We start from the raw sequence: 20,178 nt of genomic DNA, 5'->3' as shown, positions 1-20,178 counted from the left end.
CCGGGGTTCGGGACGTGTCTCTCAGGACTTGCCCAGCGGGCACCCGGTCTCGCCGGCAGGGCGGAACACTTCGGAGGCGGGCAGGGTGGTCACCGGCTTGTAATAATCCCACGGCCCCTTGCTCTCCGCCGGGCTCTTCACCTCGTAGAGGGTGAGGTCGTAGAGCACGCGGCCGTCGGGGCGGATGGAGGCGGCGTGGCCGAAATAGTCCACCGGCAGGCTGCGCATCTCGGCATTCACCTTGGCGGCGTCATCGGTGCCGGCGGCGGCGACGGCCTTGAGATAGTGCTTCACCGAGGCATAGACCGAGGCCTGCTGCTTGGTGGGCATGCGGCCCATCTTGGCCTCGAAGCGCTTGGCGAAGGCTCGCGCCTCGGCGTTCTGGTCCCAGTAGAAGCCGGTGGAGATGAGCAGCCCTTTGGCCAGCGGCAGGCCGATGGCGTGCACATCGGTGATGAAGACGAGGAAGCCCGCGAGCTTCTGTCCGCCGGAAGTGATGCCGAATTCCGCTGCCTGCTTCACCGCATTGCTGGTGTCGCCGCCCACGTTGGCAAGGCCGATCACCTGCGCCTTCGAGGCCTGGGCCTGCAGCAGGAAGGAGGACAGGTCCGCCGCCCCCAGCGGATGGCGCGCATTGCCCACCACCTTGCCGCCGGTGGCCACCACCGCCGCCGAGGCGTCGCGCTCCATGGCGTGGCCGAAGGAATAGTCCACGGTGAGGAAGAACCAGCTCTTGCCGCCGCCCGCCGTCACTGCGCGGCCGGTGGCGTTGGCCAGCGCATAGGTGTCGTCCGCCCAGTGGGTGGAATAGGGCGAGCAGGCCTTGCCGGTGAGGTCCGACACGGCGGCGCCGGAGATGAGCAGGGTCTTCTTCTTCTCCCGCGCGATCTCCTGTGCGGCGAGGGCCACCGAGCTGACCGGCAGGTCGGCCACCGCATCCACGCCGCCCTCGTCGAACCATTTGCGCAGGGTGGCGCCGCCCACGTCCGGCTTGTTCTGGTGATCGCCGGCAATCACCTCCACCGGCGCGCCGGAAACCTTGCCGCCGAAATCATCCACGGCGAGCTGCGCCGCCACCACCGAGCCCTTGCCGCCGATGTCGGCGAACTGCCCGCCCATGTCGCCGAGCACGCCGATGCGCACCACATTGTCGGAGATCTGGGCACGGGCGGCGGACGGTAGCAGGGCCATCGTGGCAGCAAGAGTGGCCGCAAGGGCGAAGGCGGGCAGCGCCGCGCGCGGGGTGTGCGGGGCAGTCAAACGATGCATCATGATCCTCCCATGGGCGCGCGCCGTCGTTCCTGCGCGGCGCGCCGGTTCTGTCTTGTTCCTTGATTACTGTGCGGGCCGCCGATTGGCGTCGGCGGCCTTGGCCTTGTACCAGCGGCCCCGGTCTTCGACCGGCGCCGCGCGGGCTTCACCCTTCCAGGGCGTGCCACATCTCGATGTCGCGCTCGGCGGTCCAGATGCGCGGGGTGTCGATGCCCTTGGCCTCGTCATAGGCGCGGGAGATGTCGAACGGCATGCAATGGTCGAAGATGACCCAGTGCCCGTACTTGGGCCGCATCTGTCGCAGCGCCTCGGCATAGACGGTCTTCAGGTCGTGGCCTGCGGCCACGCCCGCCTCGGCGATGGCGAAGGCGTCGCGCAGGAAGGCGCGGGTTTCGTCCAGCCCGGCCTTGATCTGGTCGGGGGTCGTGAGCGCCTCGCCGCGGCCCGGCACCAGCTTTTCCGCGCCCAGGGTTTCCAGCCGGTCGAGGGTGTGGGGCCAGTCGCGGAAATGGGCATCGCCGCAATAGGGCGTGGCGCCGAATTCCACCAGGTCGCCGGAGAACAGCACCTTCTCCTTGGGCAGCCAGGCGATGGTGTCGCCGCGCGTGTGGCCGCGTCCCGCATGGATGATGCGCACCTCGCGGGAGCCCAGCCAGAGCGTCATTTCCCCATGGAAGGTGAGGCTGGGCCAGGTGAGGCCGGGAATGGTCTCCTGGGCCCGGAACAGGCGCGGGAAGCGCTGGATCTCGGAGGCCATGTCCTGCGCGCCGCGCTCTTTGATCATGTCGCGGGTGACGTCCGAGGCGATGACGTTGACGCGCTCGTCGAAGCCGGCCGCGCCCAGCACCCGCACCGCGTGATAATGGGTGAGCAGCACGTGGCGGATGGGCTTGTCGGTGACGGCGCGGATCCGCTCCACCAGCTCGCGCGCCATGACCGGGGTGGCGCGGGCGTCGATGACCAGCACGCTGTCGTCGCCGATGATGACGCCGGAATTGGGATCGCCTTCCGCGGTGAGGGCGAAGACGCCGTCCGCAAGCTCGGTGAAGGTCTCCTTCTTCTCGGCGAGGTCGGCCTGGCTTGCGAACTTCTTGGCTGGTGCGGTCGCGGTGCTCACGCGGGTTTCCTCCGTTGGGGTGCGGCGCGCGGATTATGGCTTGCGGCGGCGATGGCCGCCGGTCGTCCGATGCGCGCTTCCTTGTTCTTCGACAGTTTGATATACCGCAATTGGTTGCGATTGAGACCAAGTTATACAGTTGCGACTGCAACAGTCAAGGCCGCCGTGCAGGGGCGGCGAAGAGGAGAGGGCGTACGCCCCTTGAGCCATGTCGAAGCGGAAGGTCGAGCGACTGAACCTGTTGAAATTCATGCCATTCCGGCTCAACCGGCTGGCGGCGGAATTCTCCAATGCGCTCGCCATGGAATACATGGCCCGCTTCGGCATCGACATTCCCGAATGGCGGGTGCTGGCGACCCTCGGCCTGCACGACGCGCCGCGCAGCGCCCAATATGTGGTCCGCTGCACCCGCACCCACAAATCCCGCATCAGCCGGGCGGTGGGCTAGCTGGTGACCCTCGGCTATGTGGCGCGGGCGGAGGCGACGGACGATCGCCGCGAGGTGATGCTGGAACTCACCCCCAAGGGGCGGGCGGTCTATGCCGAGCTGGTGCCGCTGCTGCTGAAGCGCGAGGAGGCCATCCTCTCCTGCCTCAGCGCCGACGAGCGCGCCCAGCTCGACCACCTGATGGACAAGCTGGAGCAGAGCTTCGACCTGGTGCAGTGCGGGGATTGAGATCCTCGATGCGGCAAGGGCTCACCCGCGCTCGATGAGGCCCTGGGCGCGGGCCAGCACCTTGGCCATGGCCTTGTCCAGCACCGCGCGCTCCTGCGCGTCGAGGTCCTCCAGCAGGTAATCTTCCCGCGCCCGCGCCAGCGGCACGATCTTCTGGAACAGGGCACGCCCCGACGCGGTCAGGGTGAGGATCTTCGCCCGGCGGTCGGCGTCGTCGGTGGCGCGGGTGATGAGGTTTGCCTCCTCCAGGCGCGCCACGGCGCGGCTCACCTGCATCTTGTCGAGGGTGGAATAGGCGCCGATGTCCTTTGCCGCCATGCCGTTGTTGGCGCCCAGCGCCGCCAGCACGCGCCATTCGGCCCGGGTGATCTGGAAGCGGTCGCCATAGAGCTGCGCCACCGCCTGCGAGACGTTCTCGGCCAGCACCGCGAGGCGGTAGGGGAAGAAATCCGCGAGCGCGAACGGGACCACCTCGTGCTTCGCCATGCCGCCCGTTCTCCGTCCTGCATTGATAACGCAGGTTACATATACATGGCCGGGCGATCCGGCTCTAGCGCCGCTGCGCTTTTCCTTGCTTCAGCATGCCAGATGCAAAATCGTCTCGATCGCAACGAATTTCGCTTGCGCCATTTAGTAACGTTCGTTACTTTTAATCCCGGCCCACACAGCCCAATCAAAAGTCGGAGGACGCCATGCTCGTCGAGAAGATTCATCACGTCGCCTACCGCTGCAAGGACGCCAAAGAGACCGTGGAGTTCTACCGCGACATCCTCGACATGGAGCTGATCGGCGCCATCGCCGAGGACAAGGTGCCTTCCACCAAGGCGCCGGACCCCTACATGCACATCTTCCTCGATGCGGGCTGTGGCAACATCCTCGCCTTCTTCGAGCTGCCCAATTCCCCGCCCCAGGGCCGCGATCCCAATACCCCCGAATGGGTGCAGCACATCGCCTTCCAGGTGGGCGACGTGGCCGCGCTGGAGACCGTGAAGGCGAAGGCCGAGGCGGCAGGCGTGGATGTCATCGGCCCCACCGACCACGACATCTTCAAGTCCATCTATTTCTTCGATCCGTCGGGCCACCGGCTGGAGCTTGCCGCCTGGACCACCACGCCGCAGACGCTGGCCCGCCTGAAGGCGGTGGCCCCCGCCATGATCGAGGAATGGGCGGTGACCAAGAAGCCCCCGCGCCACGCCGCCTGGCTGCACGAGAAGGAATTCTCCGCCAACTGAGGGGAGGCCCCCCTCGCGCCCGGACGCCACCGGGCGCACCATCACCATTCGTCACGAGGCCGAATGGCCCGCCGCGCTTCGGGAGAAACGCTCCGATGATGAGCACCTATACCTATCCCAAGTACCCCTATCGCATCTCCTCCGAGCAGGAAGCCGGCCGCCTCGTGCGCCATCCGGTGGTGGTGATCGGCGCCGGCCCCGTGGGCCTCACCGCCGCCCTGGACTTCGCCGCGCGCGGCATTCCCACCGTGGTGCTGGACGACAACGACACGGTCTCTCTCGGCTCGCGCGCGGTGTGCTACGCCAAGCGCCCGCTGGAGATCTGGGATCGCCTGGGCTGCGGCGAGCGCATGGTGGAGCGGGGCATCAGCTGGCGCATCGGCAAGGTCTTCTTCGAAGATGACCTGCGCTACCAGTTTGATCTTCTCCCCGAGCCGGACCACAAGATGCCGGCCATGATCAACCTTCAGCAATATTATCTGGAGGAGTTCATGGTGGAGGAATGCGCCCGCCAGCCACTGGTGGACCTGCGCTGGAAGCACAAGCTGCTCTCGCTCCAGCAGCACGAGGATTTAGCGACCCTCGTGGTGGAGACGCCAGACGGGGTGTTCACAATGGAGGCGCAATGGGTGGTGGCCTGCGACGGCGCCAATTCCGACACCCGCAAGATGGTGGGCGCCGAATTCACCGGACAGGCCTTCCAGGATCGCTTCCTCATCGCCGACGTGGTGATGAAGGCACACTTCCCCACCGAGCGCTGGTTCTGGTTCGATCCCCCCTTCCATCGCAACCAGTCGGTGCTGCTGCACCGGCAGGCGGACGACGTGTGGCGCATCGACTTCCAGCTCGGCTGGGACGCCGACCCCAACGAGGAGAAGAAGCCTGAGAACATCATCCCGCGGGTGAAGGCCATGCTGGGGCCGGAGGCGCAGTTCGAGCTGGAATGGGCCTCGGTCTACCAGTTCGCGTGTCGGCGCATCGACCGCTTCCGCCACGGCCGGGTGATCTTCGCCGGCGACGCCGCCCACCAGGTCTCGCCCTTCGGCGCGCGCGGCGCCAATTCCGGGGTGCAGGACGTGGACAATCTGGGCTGGAAGCTCAAACTGGTGCTCGATGGCCTTGCCCCCGAAACCCTCGTGGACACCTACCATGAGGAGCGGGCGCTGGCCGCCGACGACAACATCGCCAACTCCACCCGCTCCACGGATTTCATCACGCCGAAGAGCGCCATGAGCCGGCGCTTCCGCAATGCCGTGCTGGAGCTGGCGCAGGAGCATCCCTTCGCCCGGCCGCTGGTGAATTCCGGCCGGCTCTCCACCCCCACGCCCTATCTCGCCTCCCCCCTCAACACGCCGGACGAGGACGCCTTCGCCGGCCTCATGGCGCCGGGCACCACCTGCGCCGACGCACCGGTGCGGGTGGATGGCAAGGAGGGATGGTTCCTCGGCCTGCTGGGCGGCGGCTTCACGGTGGTCACCTTCGGCGATGCGCCGCTGGGCGAGGTGCGCTCAGGCGGCATCGCGGCCCCGGTGCTGCGCATCGGCATCGACGCGGTGGACGCCAAGGGCCGCCTCGCCGAGCGCTATGACGGCGCGGACGGCACCACCTATCTCATCCGCCCGGACCAGCATGTGGCGGCCCGCTGGCGCAGCTTCGACCCCGACAAGATCCAGGGCGCTATCAAGCGCGCCATCGCCGCCTAGAGCGCTTTCCATTCGCTCCGGCTCACGGAAATCGCTCTAGACTCTCGTTTTGACGCGTTTTCTTTACGCGAACCGGTACCCACTTCGCTCGAAAGCGCTTTGAAGGAGGAGACGCCATGCTTCACACCCTGCCCACGGACGCGCCGCGGCACGACACCTTGATCCGCGCGCCCAACATCCCGGACCCGGACGGCTTCTATGAGGAGCTGATCGAAAGCCAGCGCCTGCTGGGCGACGAGGAGGCGCAGCTCATGAACTGCAAGCTCATCCTGCTGCTCGCCAACCACATCGGCGACCGTGGGGTGCTCACCCAGGCCCTGAAGGCGGCGGGTGGGGCAGCGAAGTAGAGCGGAGCGCCGCTATCGCGAGGTGGACACCGTGCGGCCGGGCAACCGGATGAAGGCGGCGCGCTGCGAAAGCTCGGTCGCGGCTTCGCGCAGCAGGTCCCCGTCCCCGGCGCCATCGGCGGCAAGGCGCTTCGCGGCGGCGCCCAAGGCTCGCGCCGCACGCTCGGGGTCCGTGCCCACATGGCGCAGCCGGGCCAGCGCCGCGTTGAGCCGCCGGGCGGTTCCCGGCGCCAGATCCGGCCGGCCAAAGACCTCGACGTGGAGGGCCTCGTCCATGTGGAGGATGGCGGAGCCTAGCAGGAGAACGGCAAAGCCGCCCTCCACGGCCTGCTCGCGGCTGCCGCCGGTCTTGTCGGCCCAGCGCGCCAGCCGCAGCACCCGGTGATAAAGCCGTCCCCGCCATACGGCACGGTGCCGAGAGGCGCCGCGTCGCCCGGCCATGGACTGGAGATCGTGGACCATCATGGTCACCAGCGTGCTCAGCCGCCGACGCCCATCCACGGGAAAGATCAGCAGGAAGGCCAGCAGTCCCACCGCCGGCCCGAGCACGACGGCGCCGGCCAGCATCAGGGAATGGGCGAAGGTGCCGGCCAGTGGCCAGGCCGGCTGCAGCATCAGCAGCACCACCATGGAATAGTCGAAGCCGACCGGCCCCGCTGTCCGCCGGTGGGCCTGGATGAATGCCCCCAGCAGGATGAAGGGCATCATCGCCAGCACCAGCCCGAAGGCGCTGTCCGCATGGGGCCACACCAGCCAGCGGCAGGCCAGCGCGCCGGCCGCGCCCAGCATCTGGCCCATCATCACCTGCTTCAGGGTCTGCGCCGGATTGTCGGCGGTGGAGAAGATGCTGGTCATGATGGCGGCGCCGAGCAGCATGAAGGCACCGGCCTCCCACCCCGTTGCCAGCCAGGCCGCGCCCACCGCGAGCAGGGTGACCGTGGCGCGGATCAACGCTTCCCGCGCGCCGATGAAATCGCGGTGCAGGACCACGCCATCGTGCGCCCCGGTGCGCGCGCCACCCGCCCCGTTCGGCTGCGTGGCCTCGGCGAGCCCTTCGAGCGCGTCATGGAGCATGCGGTCGGAGCCGGCGAGTTCAGCTGCGTGGCGCAGGGTTGCCTCGGCATCCTGCGGTCGATTGGTGGAGGAAGCTTCGGCGGCCTGCTGCACGGCCGCGACCAGTGCCGCGTCGCAGGCCGGGCGCGGCGGGCGCCGCATCCACAGCAGCAGCGCCACATCCGCCGTCAGCAGACGACGGATGGCCCGGATGGTCGCGCGCGAGCGCAGCGATCCGGCGGCATGGCCGTCCAGTGCGTCCTCGATGGCGGCCATTTCGGAGAGCAAATTCTGGTGCTCGCCCCGGCCCGGCGCCAGCGTTCCCGCCAGATGCGCGGCCAAGTCGTTGAGAATGCGTGAGGTCAGCCGGCGCACCCGCCGCGCGGGATCGTCCGGATCGGCCGGCGCGGCGAACACCCAGCCGATGGCGAGCGCCACCCCGACGCCGAGCAGCACCGTGAGCATGCGGTCGATGCCCACCACGAAGGGGCCGGCGGACAGGGTGCTGTGGAGCAGGGTCACCATGGCCGCCGAATAGCCGGCCAGCATGGCGCCGTAGGAGGCAAAGCCCCGCAACAAATTGCCGGCCCCGGCGCACAGGCCGATCCACACGGCAAGGCCGAGGACGATGGCCCATTGCTGCCCGTGCGCGGCGAACAGGAGGCCGATCCCCGCCACCGAGCCGATGATGGTGCCCACCGCGCGGAAGAAGCTCTTTTCCACCAATTGGCCCCGCACCGGCTGGGCGGCGGCCCACACTGTCATGGCCGACCATTGGGGATGTTCGAGGCCCACCAGCCACGCGACAAGGAGCGCGCAGCAGGCTGCGAGCGCGGTGCGCAGGGTGAAGTTCAGGCGGATCGGGTCGAAGCCGAGCCGCTCCAAAGCGGGGCGGGCGATCATTGCTGGTCTCCGCCGTGGCGCAGCGCCTGGATGCGGGTGTCGATCCGCTCCAGGGCCTTGGTCACGGCCGCCATCTCGGCATCGTCGAGATCCGCCAGCATCCGGGCCTCGATGCCGTTCAGGAGGCGCTGGATGTCGGCCATGGCCTCGCGGCCGGCCGGTGTCAGGAACAGCAGGTTGGCGCGCCGGTCGGCCGGGTCCTGCCGACGTTCGATCAGCCCCTTGGCGGCGAGGATGTCCAGCAGGCGCACGAGGCTCGACCCGTCGATGCCCACCCGCGCCGCGAGGTCCTTCTGCGAGAGGCCGCCGCCGGAACGGCCGATGTGGAGGAGGGGGCTCCAGGTGGCGTCGGAGAGGCCCATGTCGGCAAGGCTCGCATCGAGCGCGCTGCGCCAGTGGCGTGCCACCACCACGAACAGCATGCCGAAGCGCTCGCGGGCGGAGATGGGATCGGTCATGGGATTTATGATTGTTCAAATAATTTGAATTCAAATTATATAGCCGAAACCAGACCGCCGCGCCACCCCCATCCTAAAGGCACGGAACATCTTCCGTTCGGTCACGCGGCGGCTTCCAGCTCCCGGAGCATCAGGCCGGCGAGCCATTGCGCGAACACCTCGAGCCGCGGCGACAGATGCCGGCGGTGGGGATAGAGCAGCGCCATGGGCAGCGGCGCGGCGCGGTGCGCGGGCATGACCTCCACCAGTTCGCCGGCCGCCAGGTGGCGCCTCACGTCATAGGCCGGGATCTGGATGAGGCCGAGGCCGGCGCGGCAGCAGGCGATATAGGCCTCGGCGCTGTTCACCGTCACCCGCCCCGGCAGGTCGAGGGTGCGCGCGACACCGTCTTCCATCCATTCCCAGTCCTCGACCCGTCCGGTCGAAGGCGAGGCGTAGCGCACCGCGAAATGGCCGGGAAGGTCGGCGGGCGTCGCGGGAACGCCATGGGTGTCGAGATAGCGCGGGCTCGCCACATTGATGAGCACCAGGTCGCCGAGGGGGCGAGCGATGCAGCTGGAATCGCTCAGGGATCCCACCCTGAGGGCGCAGTCCACCCCTTGCTCGACCAGGTCGATGGCGCGATCGCTGACCCCAAGCTCGATCTCGATCCCCGGATGGGCGGCGAGGAAATCGGGCAGCGCGGGCGCAAGGACGAGGCGGCCGATCCGTCCCGGCACGTCCACCTTCAGCTTGCCGGTGGGCTGTTGTCGGGCCTGCCGGAACAGGCCTTCGGCCTCCTCCACGTCCTGGATCAGGCGCAGGCAGCGCTCGTAGAAGGCCGTGCCGTCATGGGTCGGCGACACGCGGCGCGTGGTGCGATGGAGCAGCCGCGTCCCGACCCGCCCCTCCAGATCCTGGATGGCCGAGGACACGGAGGATCGCGGCAGCCCCAGCATGTCGGCGGCACGGGTGAAGCTCGCGCATTCCACCACCCGGACGAAGATGCGGAAAAGGTCGATGCGGTCCAAGTGGGTCTCGATTGTTCGTCAATAGCGACAGGTCTTGGCGATGGTAGCGGATTTATCCAGACAGGACAGTCAATAAGGTGGGCCGACACCATCGCGGCCGGGAGCGGGGACCCGGCTGCACGCCAGGAGGCTCAGGGGATGACAGACCACACCATTGCGGGAAAGACGGTTCTGATCGCGGGCGGCGCGAAGAATCTCGGCGGCCTTCTGGCGCGGGACCTCGCGGCCCACGGCGCGAAGGCCATCGCCATCCACTACAACAGCGCGGCGACCGCCGCCGCGGCCGAGGCCACCGTCGCCGCGGTCAAGGCCGCGGGCGCGGAGGCGGTCGCCTTCCAGGCCGATCTGACCCACGCGCGCGGGGTCGAGCAACTGTTCGCCGATGCCGTCGCCGCCTTCGGCCGGCCGGACATCGCGGTGAACACGGTGGGCAAGGTGCTGAAGAAGCCCATTCTGGACATCTCCGAGGCCGAATACGACGAGATGAGCGCGGTGAATGCCAAGTCCGCCTTCTTCTTCCTCAAGGAGGCCGGCAAGGCGGTGAACGACAACGGCAAGATCGTGACTCTCGTCACCTCGCTGCTGGGCGCCTTCACGCCGTTCTATGCCTCCTATGCGGGCACCAAGGCGCCGGTGGAGCATTTCACCCGGGCCGCGGCGAAGGAGTTCGGGGCGCGGGGCATCTCGGTGACCGCCATCGGCCCCGGCCCCATGGACACGCCGTTCTTCTACGGCGAGGAAAGCCCCGAGGCGCAGGCCTACCACAAGTCGGCCGGCGCCCTTTCCGCCTTCTCGAAAACCGGCCTGACCGACATCGAGGATATCGTGCCCTACATCCGCTTCCTGGTCTCGGAGGGCTGGTGGATGACGGGCCAGACCATCCTCGTGAACGGCGGCTACACCACCAAGTGATGGGGGCGCCGGTGTAGCAAAGCGCGGCGTGCGGCACTGGCGGCCATTTCGCAATCGCGCCGCGGCCTGCCATGTTGGCGGGCAACGCAGCATCAGGGACACAGCATGGCCGCCGAGACCGCACACGCCGCCGCCACGCACGGCTTCGATATCCTTCCCGTCGTCGTCCTGCTGGCAGCGGCCGTGGTGGCGGTGCCGCTGTTCAAGCGGCTGGGCCTCGGCTCGGTGCTCGGCTATCTCGCCGCCGGGCTCGTCATCGGGCCGTTCGGGCTCGGCCTGTTTTCCGATCCCCAGTCCATCCTCCACGTCGCCGAACTGGGCGTGGTGATGTTCCTGTTCATCATCGGGCTGGAGATGCAGCCCTCGCGCCTGTGGTCCATGCGCGGGGAAATCTTCGGCCTCGGGCTGGTGCAGGTGGGGGTGTGCATTGCGCTGCTCATCTGCGTAGGCCTTGCGCTCGGCTTTCCGGCGGCGCAGAGCTTCGTGGCGGGCACCGGCTTCGTGCTCACCTCCACCGCCATCGTCATGCAGATGCTGGAGGAACGCCGCGCCCTGGGCCTGCCCAAGGGGCGGCGCATCATGGCGATCCTGCTGCTGGAAGATCTCGCCATCGTGCCGCTTCTGGCCCTCGTCGCCTTTCTGGCGCCGGGCGGGGCCGAGGTGACGCTACAACAACGCCTCGCCAGCGTGGGTATCGGCCTCGGCGCCATCGCGGCGCTGGTGGTGGCCGGGCGCTATGCGCTCGATCCCATGTTCCGCCTGCTGGGCAAGGCGCGGGCCCGCGAGGTGATGACGGCCGCCGCCCTGCTGGTGGTCCTGGGGGCGGCGCTGCTGATGCAGGCGGCCGGCCTCTCCATGGCCATGGGCGCCTTCCTTGCCGGCGTGCTGCTGTCGGAATCCTCCTTCCGGCACCAGCTGGAGGCGGATGTGGAGCCGTTCCGCGGCGTGCTGCTGGGCCTGTTCTTCCTCGGCGTGGGCATGGCGCTCGACCTGTCGGTGATCGCTGCCAACTGGCGCCTCGTGGCGGTGTCCGTGGTCGCCTACATGGTGCTGAAGACCATCGGCATCTATGGGGTGGCGCGGCTGTTCCGCTCCGGCCATCGCGAGGCGCTGGAGCGCGCCGTGCTGATGGCGCAGGGCGGCGAATTCGCCTTCGTGCTCTATGCGGCGGCGACCGGCGTCGGCATCCTCGACACCACAGGCGATGCCATCCTCACCGCCACCATCATCGTCTCCATGGCGGCGACGCCGCTCCTCGTCATCGCCCACGATCGCCTGATGCCCAAGCCCGCCCCCTCCCTGGAGGGCATGGAGGCGCCGGAGAATCTGTCGGCCAGCGTGCTGCTCATCGGCTTCGGCCGCTTCGGCCAGATCGTGAGCCAGCCGCTTTTGGCCCGCAGCTGTTCCATCACCATCATCGAGACCGACACCGACGGCATCCGCGACGCGCGCGACTTCGGCTTCAAGGTGCATTACGGCGACGGCACGCGCCTCGACATCCTGCACGCGGCGGGGGCGGGCGAGGCCCGGCTCATCGTCATCACCGTGAATGATCGCGAGGCCAGCCTGAAGATCGCGGAACTGGCCAAGGCGGAGTTTCCCCTCGTTCCGGTGATCGCCCGGGCTTTTGATCGCGGGCACGCCATCGAGCTGATCCACGCCGGGGTCGATTTCCAGATCCGGGAGACGCTGGAATCGGCGCTGGCGCTCGGCGCCAAGGGCTTGTCCCTGCTCGACGTGGACGACGAGGAAGTGGCCCGCGTGGTGGACAACGTGCGCCGGCGGGATGCGGAGCGCTTCGCCATCGAGATCACCGACGGCATCTATGCCGGCCGCGACCTCATCCACGGCAACGCGCCGGTGAAGGGAAGCGGCGGCGCCTAGAGCGTTTTCGAGCGAAGTGGACGCCGGTTCGCGTGAAGAAAACGCGTCAATACAAGACTCTAGAGCGATTGCCGTGAGCCGAGGTGAGCGGAAAACGCTCTAGAGCCCGCGCCGCCGCGCGCCTATTCCTTCCCGAAATCTTACCGGATTTGCATTCTGCAAAAACATCGGGGTCTTTACGTTTCGGGAATATCTTGTTCACCCGCTGTTAAGACAAGTAAATATCCTGTTTTTCTCAGCCTTTAGCAAAGTTTTCATCGCCGCCTGCAATCTTGTCTTGCGTCTTGATGTGTAGCAGGTGCGTAGCGATGACCGATGCCTATCGGCCGAGGGTGAAATATGTGATCGGCCCGGATGGGGGACCGTTGACCATCGCCGACCTGCCGCCGCCGGATACGCGACGCTGGGTCATCCGCCGCAAGGCGGAGGTGGTGGCCGCCGTGCGTGGCGGGCTCCTGTCCCTTGAGGAAGCGTGCAAGCGCTACACCCTCACCGTGGATGAGTTTTTGTCGTGGCAGGCCTCCATCGACCGCCACGGCCTGCCCGGCCTGCGCACCACGCGCATCCAGCACTACCGGCAATAGGGGCCGCGTGCCCCGGCCGACTGTCTTGACTGCTGCGCAGGAGTCTCTGCTGGGTCCCGGCTCGGCGCTCCGGCTGCGCCGTCGCTGGTCCGGGACACGAGGCGGCTTTATTCCGCCGCCGCCAGCTCCGCCGCGATGAAGGCGCCGAGCCTTGCCCCACCGTCCGTGGGCGTGCCCACATTGTCGATGACGAGGTCGGGCGCCACGTCCACCTCCGGCGCGCGCGACAGGCGCTCCTCGATATCGGCCGCGTCCTCGCGGCCACGGGCGGCGAGGCGCCCGGCACGCACCGCCACCGGCGCCGTCACCTCCACCACGCGCACCCGTGCAAAGCGCGCCCGCGCCTCCGGCAAGGTGGCGCGCGAGCCGTTGGCCACGACCACGCCGCCTTCCGCAATGGCCTGCGCCACCTCGGGACCGAGCGCATAACAGAGCCCATGCGCCCGCCAGAACAGCGGGAAACGCCCCTGCGCCCGGAGCGCCTCGAACTCCGCCTCGCTCAGGGTGCCGTGGGCCTCGCCCATGCCCGTGGGGCGGGTGACGAGCCTTCGGGCGAACAGCACGCGGCCGTCCCCGGCGAAGCGGGCGCGGGCGATGTCGATCAGCGTGTCCTTGCCGGCGCCCGAGGGGCCGACCACCAGCAGCAGCGTTCCGGGACCCAGCAGGCCATCCGGTCGCCTGTCGCCGGGCCTGTGGTCGAGGGTCGCCCCTGCGCCGGTCTTCTGCGTGTTCATGCCACCCTTTGCCCCGCGCGATGGACCGCCCGGACCACCGGCATGTCGCCGGCGAGGGTGACCCGCACCAAGTCGGCGCGTCGGCCCTGGGCGATCTCGCCCCGGTCGGTGAGGCCCGCCACCTCGGCCGGGGTCTTCGTCACCATGCGCACCGCCCGCGGCAGGTCGATGGAGGGCACCCGGCGGTTGAGGTCGAACGCCGACCACAGCAGCGAGGAGGGCACGTAGTCGGACGAGAGAATGTCCAGTAGGCCGGCGCGGGCCAGCGCCTCGGCGGAGACATTGCCGGTGTGGGAGCCGCCGCGCACCAGGTTCGGCGCGCCCATGAGCACGCGGATGCCGGCGTCGTGGGAGAGCTTGGCGGCCCCCTCCGTGGTGGGGAATTCGGCCACCGCCACCCCGTCGCCAATGGCTTCGGCCACATGCTCGGGGGTGCCGTCGTCGTGGCTTGCCACCACGCAGCCGTGGGCATGGGCCAGCGCCACCAGCCCGGCGCGGTTCTCCCGCGCGAAGCGCTCGTGGAAATCGAGCCGCGTGGCCACGATCACATCCATCTCCTCGGCCGTGATTCCGCTCTTCTTCATGTAATAGGAGCGGAACTGCTCCACGCTCGCAAACTGCCTCTGACCCGGCGTGTGGTCCATGAGCGAGATCAGGTGCACGTCGGTGGTGTCGAGGATGGCGGCGGCGTCCTCCACCACCGTGTCGGTGGGCACCTCGCAGCGCAGGTGGATGAGGTGGTCGGCCCGCAGAACGCCGGCGGCGCGGGCTTCCTTCAGCGCGCGGATGAGGATGGGCGCATCGCCGTCCATGCCCACCGCCTTCTTGTCCGGCCACACCCGCAGGCTGTCGAACACGGTGGTGATGCCGGACGATGCGATCTGCGCGTCATGGGCGAGAACGGCGGCGAGCGGATTCCAGCGCACCTTGGGGCGGGGGGCGAGGTGGCCTTCCACATGGTCGGTGTGGAGCTCCACGAGGCCGGGCAGGAGAAAGTCGCCCTCCAGGTCCACCGCGCATTGGGGTGCCGCGCCGGTGCCGATGGCGCTGATGCGGCCGTCGCGCACGGTGAGGTGGCCCGTGACGATCTCGTCTGCGAGGACGAGGCGGGCATTGGCGAACACCTGTTCGGTCATGTCTTCAATCCTGGCTCAGGCGGAGAAGCGGGTGACGTCCACCACCCGGTCGGCGACGGCGTCGCGGGTTTCGGCATCGTGGAAAATGCCCAGCAGGCCGCAGCCTTGCGCCTTCTTCTCGTGGATAAGGTCGATCACCACCGCCCGGTTGGCGGCGTCCAGCGATGCGGTGGGTTCGTCCAGCAGCAGCAGGGGCTGGGTGCCGATGAAGCCGCGCGCCACGTTCACCCGCTGCTGCTCGCCGCCGGAGAAGGTGGCGGGGGGCAGGCCCCACAGCCGCTCGGGCAGGTTGAGCCGGGCCAAAAGCGCCCCGGCGCGGGCCTTGGCGGTCCCGGTGTCCACGCCCTCGGCGCGCAGTGGCGCGGCCACCACGTCGAGGGCCGACACGCGGGGGATGACCCGCAGGAACTGGCTGACATAGCCGATGCGCGCGCGCCGCAGGCGCAGCATCAGGCGCGGGTCGGCGCCTGCCACCTCAACCATGGCGCCATGGTCGGCCACCTGCACGGAGCCCTGATCCACCCGGTAATTTCCGAACACCATCTTGAGGATCGAGCTTTTCCCCGCCCCCGACGGCCCGCCCAGCGCCACGCACTCCCCCGCATGGACGGCGAAGGAGACGGCGGACACCACCGGCAGGCTGAGGCCGCCCTGAAGGTGCAGGGTGAAGCTCTTGCCGAGGTTTTCGACGAGGAGGAGGGGGACGCCTTGGGGCGAGGCCATAGTCCCTTGAGCCGCCGTCATGCCCGGCCTTGTGCCGGGCATCCACGCCGTGCCGCTGGCGCAATGTTCGGGAGGCTGTGCCCGGTCGCCGGGCGTGGATGGCCGGGACGAGCCCGGCCATGACGATGCTTCTGTTCCATGCTCTCTGCACGAGGCGGTCGGATCGGTCATCATGCGGCGAGCACCGAGGAGACGAGGAGCTGGGTGTAGGGCTCGCGCGGGTCGTCGAGCACCTGGTCGGTGAGGCCCTGTTCGATGACGCGGCCGGACTTCATCACCATGATGCGGTGGGACAGCAGCCGCGCCACCGCCAGATCATGGGTGACGATCACCACCGCAAGGCCGAATTCCTCCACCAACTGGCGGATGAGGTCGAGCAGCCGCGCCTGCACCGAAACGTCGAGGCCGCTCGTGGGCTCGTCCATGAAGACAAGACGCGGGCGGGTGACCAGGTTGCGCGCGATCTGGAGCCGCTGGCGCATGCCGCCGGAAAAGGTGCGCGGATCATCGTCCATGCGCTCGGTGGCGATCTCCACGCGGGCGAGCCAGTCGGCGGCCTCGTCGCGGATGTTGCCGTAGTGGCGCCAGCCCACGGCCATGAGGCGCTCGCCCACATTGCCGCCGGCCGAGACCGCCATGCGCAGGCCCTGCTCCGCATGCTGGCGCACGAAGCCCCAGTCGGTGCGCAGCAGCAGGCGCCGCTCGGCCTCCGACAGCGCCGCGAGGTCGCGCATCTGTCCGTCGCGCATGCGGTAGGCGACGCGGCCTGCGCTCGGAGCCATCTCCGTGGAGAGCAGGCCGAGCAGGGTGGACTTGCCGGAGCCCGATTCCCCTACGATGGCGAGCACCTCGCCCGCGTGCAAAGTGAGGCCCACGTCGCGGCAGCCGAGGCGGGACCCATAATATTTCGCCAGCCCCTCGGCGACGAGGAGGGGGGCGTCGGGGGGCGAGATCATCTCCGGGCTCATGGCTGGCCCTCCCCGTAAGGCGCGCTCATGGAGCCGGTGTGGCCATCGGCCTGCCGGGTGGCGCAATGGTCGGTGTCGGAGCACACGAACATGCGCGATCCCTTGTCGTCGAGGATCACCTCGTCGAGATAGACCCCCTTGGCGCCGCACAGGGCACAGGGCTCGGCGAAGGCCTGCACCGCGAACGGGTGGTCCTCGAAATCCAGCGACACCACGCGGGTATAGGGCGGGATGGCATAGATGCGCTTCTCGCGCCCCGCGCCGAACAATTGCAGCGCCGGGCTGTCGTCCATCTTCGGATTGTCGAACTTGGGGATGGGGGAGGGGTCCATCACATAGCGGCCCGCCACCTTCACCGGATAGGCGTAGGTGGTGGCGATGTGGCCGTGCTTTGCGATGTCCTCGTAGAGCTTCACCTGCATCAGCCCGTAGTCGGCGAGGGCGTGCAGACGCCGCGTCTCGGTCTCGCGCGGCTCAAGGTAGCGCAGGGGCTCGGGAATGGGCACCTGATAGACGATCACCTGCCCGGCCTTCAGCGGCGCCTCGGGGATGCGGTGGCGGGTCTGGATGAGGGTGGCGTCCTGGGTGCGCGTGGTGGTGGCGACACCCGCCGTGGTCTCGAAGAAGGTGCGGATGGCCACCGCGTTGGTGGTGTCGTCCGAGCCCTGGTCGATCACCTTCAGCACGTCGTCCGCGCCGAGGATGGCGGCGGTCACCTGCACGCCGCCGGTGCCCCAGCCATAGGGCATGGGCATCTCGCGCGAGGCGAACGGCACCTGATAGCCGGGGATGGCGATGGCCTTCAGGATGGCCCGGCGGATCATCCGTTTCGTCTGCTCGTCGAGATAGGCGAAATTGTAGGTGATGGCGGGCATGCCGGAGGCGGTGCGGGCGAGGGCGGTCATTCGGCGGCCTCCTTGTGGGGGGCTTGATCATCGTCCGCCCTCTCCTCCTGCTCCGCACGCATGCGGCGGATGAGGTCCAGCTCGGCCTGGAAGTCCACGTAATGAGGCAGCTTCAGGTGCTCCACGAAGCCGGTGGCCTGCACGTTGTCGCAATGGGAGAGCACGAATTCCTCGTCCTGCGCCGGGGCGCTCTTCTCCTCGCCGAGCTCGGCGAAGCGCAGCGAGCGGTCCACCAGCGCCATGGACATGGCCTTGCGCTCCAGCTGGCCGAAGACGAGGCCATAGCCGCGGGTGAATTGCGGCGGCTGGGTGGCCGAGCCCTTGAACTGGTTCACGCTCTGGCACTCGGTGACGCTGATCTCGCCCAGGGGCACGGCAAAGCCCAGCTCTTCCGCGTGAAGGCTCACCTCCACCTCGCCGAAGCGGATCTCGCCCACGAAGGGATGGGTGCGCGCATAGCCGCGCTGGGTGGAATAGCCGAGCGCCAGCAGGAAGCCCTCGTCGCCCCGCGCCAGCGCCTGCAGCCGCAGCGGCCGGTCGGCGGGGAAGGACAGCGGCTCGCGGGTAAGGTCGCGGGGCGGCGTGCCGTCATCCGCCGGGGCGGGTTCGATGAGGCCTTCGTCGCCCAGCAGGTCGGTGACGCGGGGCATGGGAGGGTGCACGCCGCTGAACCCTCTCCCGCTTGCGGGGGAGGGCAGGGTGGGGGCTGGGGCCTCTCCGGTGGCCGCGGCGTCAGGCTTGGGGGCCGTGCCCCCTCCCCAACCCTCCCCCGTCTGAACTCGGCTGTTGCCGAGTTCAGTTCCGGCGAGCCGAGGCCGGAAACATCCGGCCTCGGGCGGGAGAGGGGGCGCGTCGGTTCTGGCGGAGGCGGCGCTGTCGGCCTCCGTGCGGCCCGCGCTAGTTGCAGTATTGGTCGCCAGCCGCTCGTCTAGCAGGCGGTGGGTGTAGTCGAAGGTCGGCCCCAGCACCTGGCCGCCGGGAAGGTCCTTGAAGGTGGCTGAGATGCGCCGGCGCACTCGCATGGCGCCGGTATCCACCGGCACCGAGGCGCCGAAGCGGGGCAAGGTGGTGCGGAAGGCGCGGGCGAGGAAGATCGCCTCGATCAGGTCGCCCCGCGCCTGCTTGATGGCCAGCGCCGCCAGTTCGCGGTCATAGAGCGAGCCCTCGGCCATCACCCGGTCCACCGCGAGGGAAAGCTGCTCCGCGATCTGGTCCAGCCCGACCTCGGGCACACAGGTATCGCCGCGCCGGCGCCGGGCAAGCAGCGCATGGGCATTGCGGATGGCGGCTTCGCCGCCCTTTACGGCCACATACATGGGGTCAATCCTGTGTGTGGGGAGCAAGGGTGCGCGGCAGGCCGGCGATGACGCCGGGCGCGCACAGGATGAGGTCGATGCCGAGCGGGTAGAGTGCGCGGTTGGCGGCAAGGCGCCGGCCGAAATCCGCCGGCAAAGGCGCGGCGGAAAAGGTGCGCTGGCCCTTGATGCCGGGGCCTTCCAGCACCAGCGCGCCTTCGCTCTGTTCATCCATGCGCGCCACCTGCACGATCAGCGTCGCCGAGCGGTCGGGATAATCCGGCTCGCCTTGGGCGAAGCGCGCGAAATCCGGCAGCCCTGCGCCATCGCCCATCAGGGCGAAGCGGGCGGCGGCGGGGTCCTCCACCACCGGCGCGCCGGTGTGGAAGCGCAGGAAGGCGGCCACGTCCGGCACCGCAGCCAGCGTGGCGTCGAGATAGACCGGCGTCTCGTAATCCAGCAGCGCCAGCGCCGTCGCCGCCATCTCCGGCGAGAGCGGGGCGGGGGGCGCAAGAGCGCTCACCAGCGGCACCGGACGGGCCGGCTCGGCCATGGCCCGCATGAGCGCCGCGAAGGTGCGCTGGGCGTCGTGCACCGGATCGGCGAAGCCGGCGGCCAAAGGCCGGGCAGCGGGTGCGGGGGAAGGGGCGAGAGCGGCCATCAGTCTTCGCCCCGCGTCATGGTGAAGAAGTTGACCTTGGTCGCCTCCGCCTCGGCGGCGGCGGTTGCCTCCTCGGCTTTGAGGCGGCGGCGGATGGGGGCGAGGGCGTCGTTGACCGCGAGCTTCAGCGCCGGGTCCTGCCACAGGGCGTCGAGGATGGCCGCGGCCTCTGCCTTCTCGGGCGCCCGGCCCAGGATGTAGGAGACGCCGGTGGCACCGCCCTCCAGCTGCACGGCGGCGCGGGTCACCGTGGCCTCGCCCATGTTGAAGGGCGCGCCATCGCCGCCGGTGCGGCCCTGCACCATCACCAGCCCGGCCTCCGGCGGCCGCAGTTTCCTGACCTGCGGCAGCGGTGAGAAGCGCTCCACTGCCGCCTTCAGCTCGGCGCGGGTGGCGCGGGCATAGAGCGCCATCATGGCCTGCCGCTCGGTGGTGTCGGCCGTCGCCTCGGGGAAGGGCGGGGGCGTTGTTGGTCCGCAAAAGGGTGCGTCGGGCCCCATGATCGCCTCGAATGCAGGTGCCCGCCGGGGCAGGCACGCGGAAGGGACGCAGGAGCCGATGCCCCGCTGGACTTAGTTTGTATAATAATCTATACAAATAGACAA

20 protein-coding genes and 1 pseudogene are annotated in these 20,178 nt (G+C 68.9%); 7 read left to right on the top strand and 14 right to left on the bottom strand.

All coding sequences use genetic code 11. The features are described from left to right. Nucleotides 1-21: 21 nt before the first annotated feature. Nucleotides 22-1,269 (bottom strand): ABC transporter substrate-binding protein, encoded by a 1,248-nt coding sequence (locus tag FZ033_RS14260; protein ID WP_149576788.1) that lies wholly within the window; start codon nucleotides 1,267-1,269, stop codon nucleotides 22-24. A gap of 148 nt (nucleotides 1,270-1,417) precedes the next feature. Continuing rightward, the gene (locus FZ033_RS14255; RefSeq protein WP_149576787.1) at nucleotides 1,418-2,389 is read right to left on the bottom strand and encodes an MBL fold metallo-hydrolase; all 972 of its coding nucleotides are present in this window, start codon (nucleotides 2,387-2,389) and stop codon (nucleotides 1,418-1,420) included. Nucleotides 2,390-2,597: 208 nt separating this feature from the next. Between FZ033_RS14255 and FZ033_RS14250 the strand changes: the two are divergent. Next, nucleotides 2,598-3,065: pseudogene (locus FZ033_RS14250) on the top strand (MarR family winged helix-turn-helix transcriptional regulator). Between the two features lie 21 nt (nucleotides 3,066-3,086). Here FZ033_RS14250 and FZ033_RS14245 read toward each other — a convergent pair. Then, nucleotides 3,087-3,551: a MarR family winged helix-turn-helix transcriptional regulator gene (locus FZ033_RS14245; RefSeq protein WP_149576786.1), complete on the bottom strand. Its 465-nt coding sequence runs from the start codon at nucleotides 3,549-3,551 to the stop codon at nucleotides 3,087-3,089. A gap of 206 nt (nucleotides 3,552-3,757) precedes the next feature. Between FZ033_RS14245 and FZ033_RS14240 the strand changes: the two genes are divergently transcribed. The 3 genes from FZ033_RS14240 (at nucleotide 3,758) to FZ033_RS14230 (ending at nucleotide 6,347) form a co-directional block, all read left to right on the top strand. Beyond that, the gene (locus tag FZ033_RS14240) at nucleotides 3,758-4,297 is read left to right on the top strand and encodes a VOC family protein (protein ID WP_149576785.1); all 540 of its coding nucleotides are present in this window, start codon (nucleotides 3,758-3,760) and stop codon (nucleotides 4,295-4,297) included. Nucleotides 4,298-4,395: 98 nt separating this feature from the next. Further along, nucleotides 4,396-6,000 carry an FAD-dependent oxidoreductase gene (locus FZ033_RS14235; protein WP_188079511.1) on the top strand — a complete coding sequence of 535 codons (1,605 nt, stop codon included), beginning with the start codon at nucleotides 4,396-4,398 and terminating at the stop codon, nucleotides 5,998-6,000. Nucleotides 6,001-6,116: 116 nt separating this feature from the next. Then, a complete protein-coding gene (locus tag FZ033_RS14230; RefSeq protein WP_149576783.1) occupies nucleotides 6,117-6,347 on the top strand; it encodes a DUF2783 domain-containing protein in 231 nt (76 codons plus the stop codon). A gap of 12 nt (nucleotides 6,348-6,359) precedes the next feature. Here FZ033_RS14230 and FZ033_RS14225 read toward each other — a convergent pair whose 3' ends face one another. The 3 genes from FZ033_RS14225 to FZ033_RS14215 form a co-directional block, all read right to left on the bottom strand. Next, a complete protein-coding gene (locus tag FZ033_RS14225; protein WP_149576782.1) occupies nucleotides 6,360-8,303 on the bottom strand; it encodes an FUSC family protein in 1,944 nt (647 codons plus the stop codon). After that, nucleotides 8,300-8,761: a MarR family winged helix-turn-helix transcriptional regulator gene (locus FZ033_RS14220; RefSeq protein ID WP_188079491.1), complete on the bottom strand. Its 462-nt coding sequence runs from the start codon at nucleotides 8,759-8,761 to the stop codon at nucleotides 8,300-8,302. The genes FZ033_RS14225 and FZ033_RS14220 overlap by 4 nt, the downstream gene beginning before the upstream one ends. A gap of 101 nt (nucleotides 8,762-8,862) precedes the next feature. Beyond that, complete coding sequence (locus FZ033_RS14215) at nucleotides 8,863-9,771, bottom strand: LysR family transcriptional regulator (RefSeq protein WP_149576780.1); 909 nt, start codon at nucleotides 9,769-9,771, stop codon at nucleotides 8,863-8,865. Between the two features lie 138 nt (nucleotides 9,772-9,909). Here FZ033_RS14215 and FZ033_RS14210 point away from each other — a divergent pair, with 138 nt between their 5' ends. The 3 genes from FZ033_RS14210 to sciP all read left to right on the top strand — a co-directional run bounded on the left by FZ033_RS14210 (nucleotide 9,910) and on the right by sciP (nucleotide 13,151). Then, nucleotides 9,910-10,683 carry an SDR family oxidoreductase gene (locus FZ033_RS14210; RefSeq protein WP_149576779.1) on the top strand — a complete coding sequence of 258 codons (774 nt, stop codon included), beginning with the start codon at nucleotides 9,910-9,912 and terminating at the stop codon, nucleotides 10,681-10,683. Between the two features lie 105 nt (nucleotides 10,684-10,788). Continuing rightward, the gene (locus tag FZ033_RS14205; RefSeq protein WP_149576778.1) at nucleotides 10,789-12,567 is read left to right on the top strand and encodes a monovalent cation:proton antiporter-2 (CPA2) family protein; all 1,779 of its coding nucleotides are present in this window, start codon (nucleotides 10,789-10,791) and stop codon (nucleotides 12,565-12,567) included. 308 nt (nucleotides 12,568-12,875) lie between these two features. Further along, complete coding sequence (sciP, locus tag FZ033_RS14200; RefSeq protein WP_012113328.1) at nucleotides 12,876-13,151, top strand: CtrA inhibitor SciP; 276 nt, start codon at nucleotides 12,876-12,878, stop codon at nucleotides 13,149-13,151. 107 nt (nucleotides 13,152-13,258) lie between these two features. Here sciP and phnN read toward each other — a convergent pair whose 3' ends face one another. The 8 genes from phnN to phnG all read right to left on the bottom strand — a co-directional run bounded on the left by phnN (nucleotide 13,259) and on the right by phnG (nucleotide 20,073). Next, nucleotides 13,259-13,885, bottom strand: coding sequence for a phosphonate metabolism protein/1,5-bisphosphokinase (PRPP-forming) PhnN (gene phnN / locus FZ033_RS14195; RefSeq protein ID WP_188079490.1), 627 nt, complete (start codon nucleotides 13,883-13,885; stop codon nucleotides 13,259-13,261). Next, a complete protein-coding gene (locus FZ033_RS14190) occupies nucleotides 13,882-15,021 on the bottom strand; it encodes an alpha-D-ribose 1-methylphosphonate 5-triphosphate diphosphatase (RefSeq protein ID WP_149576777.1) in 1,140 nt (379 codons plus the stop codon). Before FZ033_RS14190 ends, phnN begins: the two co-directional genes overlap by 4 nt. Nucleotides 15,022-15,036: 15 nt before the next feature. Beyond that, nucleotides 15,037-15,744: a phosphonate C-P lyase system protein PhnL gene (phnL, locus tag FZ033_RS14185; protein ID WP_188079489.1), complete on the bottom strand. Its 708-nt coding sequence runs from the start codon at nucleotides 15,742-15,744 to the stop codon at nucleotides 15,037-15,039. 170 nt (nucleotides 15,745-15,914) lie between these two features. After that, nucleotides 15,915-16,712: a phosphonate C-P lyase system protein PhnK gene (gene phnK / locus FZ033_RS14175; RefSeq protein ID WP_149576774.1), complete on the bottom strand. Its 798-nt coding sequence runs from the start codon at nucleotides 16,710-16,712 to the stop codon at nucleotides 15,915-15,917. Next, nucleotides 16,709-17,587: an alpha-D-ribose 1-methylphosphonate 5-phosphate C-P-lyase PhnJ gene (locus FZ033_RS14170; protein WP_149576986.1), complete on the bottom strand. Its 879-nt coding sequence runs from the start codon at nucleotides 17,585-17,587 to the stop codon at nucleotides 16,709-16,711. Before FZ033_RS14170 ends, phnK begins: the two co-directional genes overlap by 4 nt. A 26-nt stretch (nucleotides 17,588-17,613) precedes the next feature. Beyond that, on the bottom strand, nucleotides 17,614-18,933 hold the full coding sequence (locus tag FZ033_RS14165) for a carbon-phosphorus lyase complex subunit PhnI (protein WP_149576773.1): 1,320 nt from the start codon (nucleotides 18,931-18,933) through the stop codon (nucleotides 17,614-17,616). Nucleotides 18,934-18,937: 4 nt separating this feature from the next. After that, nucleotides 18,938-19,573, bottom strand: coding sequence for a phosphonate C-P lyase system protein PhnH (gene phnH / locus FZ033_RS14160; RefSeq protein WP_149576772.1), 636 nt, complete (start codon nucleotides 19,571-19,573; stop codon nucleotides 18,938-18,940). Next, complete coding sequence (gene phnG, locus FZ033_RS14155; protein ID WP_188079488.1) at nucleotides 19,573-20,073, bottom strand: phosphonate C-P lyase system protein PhnG; 501 nt, start codon at nucleotides 20,071-20,073, stop codon at nucleotides 19,573-19,575. Before phnG ends, phnH begins: the two co-directional genes overlap by 1 nt. Between the last annotated feature and the right edge of the window lie 105 nt (nucleotides 20,074-20,178).

The sequence above is a fragment of the Xanthobacter oligotrophicus genome (assembly GCF_008364685.1).
Taxonomy (GTDB): Bacteria; Pseudomonadota; Alphaproteobacteria; order Rhizobiales; family Xanthobacteraceae; genus Xanthobacter; species Xanthobacter oligotrophicus.
Note: the sequence above shows the minus strand (reverse complement) of the source record. Positions and strands in the feature narration are given on the sequence as shown.

What these genes read in the sequence shown, in the direction of transcription:
- FZ033_RS14260 (WP_149576788.1), bottom strand. Translation starts at nt 1,269, where the DNA reads ATGCATCGTTTGACTGCCCCGCACACCCCGCGCGCGGCGCTGCCCGCC.
- FZ033_RS14245 (WP_149576786.1), bottom strand. Translation starts at nt 3,551, where the DNA reads ATGGCGAAGCACGAGGTGGTCCCGTTCGCGCTCGCGGATTTCTTCCCC.
- FZ033_RS14240 (WP_149576785.1), top strand. Translation starts at nt 3,758, where the DNA reads ATGCTCGTCGAGAAGATTCATCACGTCGCCTACCGCTGCAAGGACGCC.
- FZ033_RS14235 (WP_188079511.1), top strand. Translation starts at nt 4,396, where the DNA reads ATGAGCACCTATACCTATCCCAAGTACCCCTATCGCATCTCCTCCGAG.
- FZ033_RS14230 (WP_149576783.1), top strand. Translation starts at nt 6,117, where the DNA reads ATGCTTCACACCCTGCCCACGGACGCGCCGCGGCACGACACCTTGATC.
- FZ033_RS14225 (WP_149576782.1), bottom strand. Translation starts at nt 8,303, where the DNA reads ATGATCGCCCGCCCCGCTTTGGAGCGGCTCGGCTTCGACCCGATCCGC.
- FZ033_RS14220 (WP_188079491.1), bottom strand. Translation starts at nt 8,761, where the DNA reads ATGACCGATCCCATCTCCGCCCGCGAGCGCTTCGGCATGCTGTTCGTG.
- FZ033_RS14210 (WP_149576779.1), top strand. Translation starts at nt 9,910, where the DNA reads ATGACAGACCACACCATTGCGGGAAAGACGGTTCTGATCGCGGGCGGC.
- FZ033_RS14205 (WP_149576778.1), top strand. Translation starts at nt 10,789, where the DNA reads ATGGCCGCCGAGACCGCACACGCCGCCGCCACGCACGGCTTCGATATC.
- sciP (WP_012113328.1), top strand. Translation starts at nt 12,876, where the DNA reads ATGACCGATGCCTATCGGCCGAGGGTGAAATATGTGATCGGCCCGGAT.
- phnN (WP_188079490.1), bottom strand. Translation starts at nt 13,885, where the DNA reads ATGAACACGCAGAAGACCGGCGCAGGGGCGACCCTCGACCACAGGCCC.
- FZ033_RS14190 (WP_149576777.1), bottom strand. Translation starts at nt 15,021, where the DNA reads ATGACCGAACAGGTGTTCGCCAATGCCCGCCTCGTCCTCGCAGACGAG.
- phnL (WP_188079489.1), bottom strand. Translation starts at nt 15,744, where the DNA reads ATGGCCTCGCCCCAAGGCGTCCCCCTCCTCCTCGTCGAAAACCTCGGC.
- phnK (WP_149576774.1), bottom strand. Translation starts at nt 16,712, where the DNA reads ATGAGCCCGGAGATGATCTCGCCCCCCGACGCCCCCCTCCTCGTCGCC.
- FZ033_RS14170 (WP_149576986.1), bottom strand. Translation starts at nt 17,587, where the DNA reads ATGCCCGCCATCACCTACAATTTCGCCTATCTCGACGAGCAGACGAAA.
- FZ033_RS14165 (WP_149576773.1), bottom strand. Translation starts at nt 18,933, where the DNA reads ATGTATGTGGCCGTAAAGGGCGGCGAAGCCGCCATCCGCAATGCCCAT.
- phnH (WP_149576772.1), bottom strand. Translation starts at nt 19,573, where the DNA reads ATGGCCGCTCTCGCCCCTTCCCCCGCACCCGCTGCCCGGCCTTTGGCC.
- phnG (WP_188079488.1), bottom strand. Translation starts at nt 20,073, where the DNA reads ATGGGGCCCGACGCACCCTTTTGCGGACCAACAACGCCCCCGCCCTTC.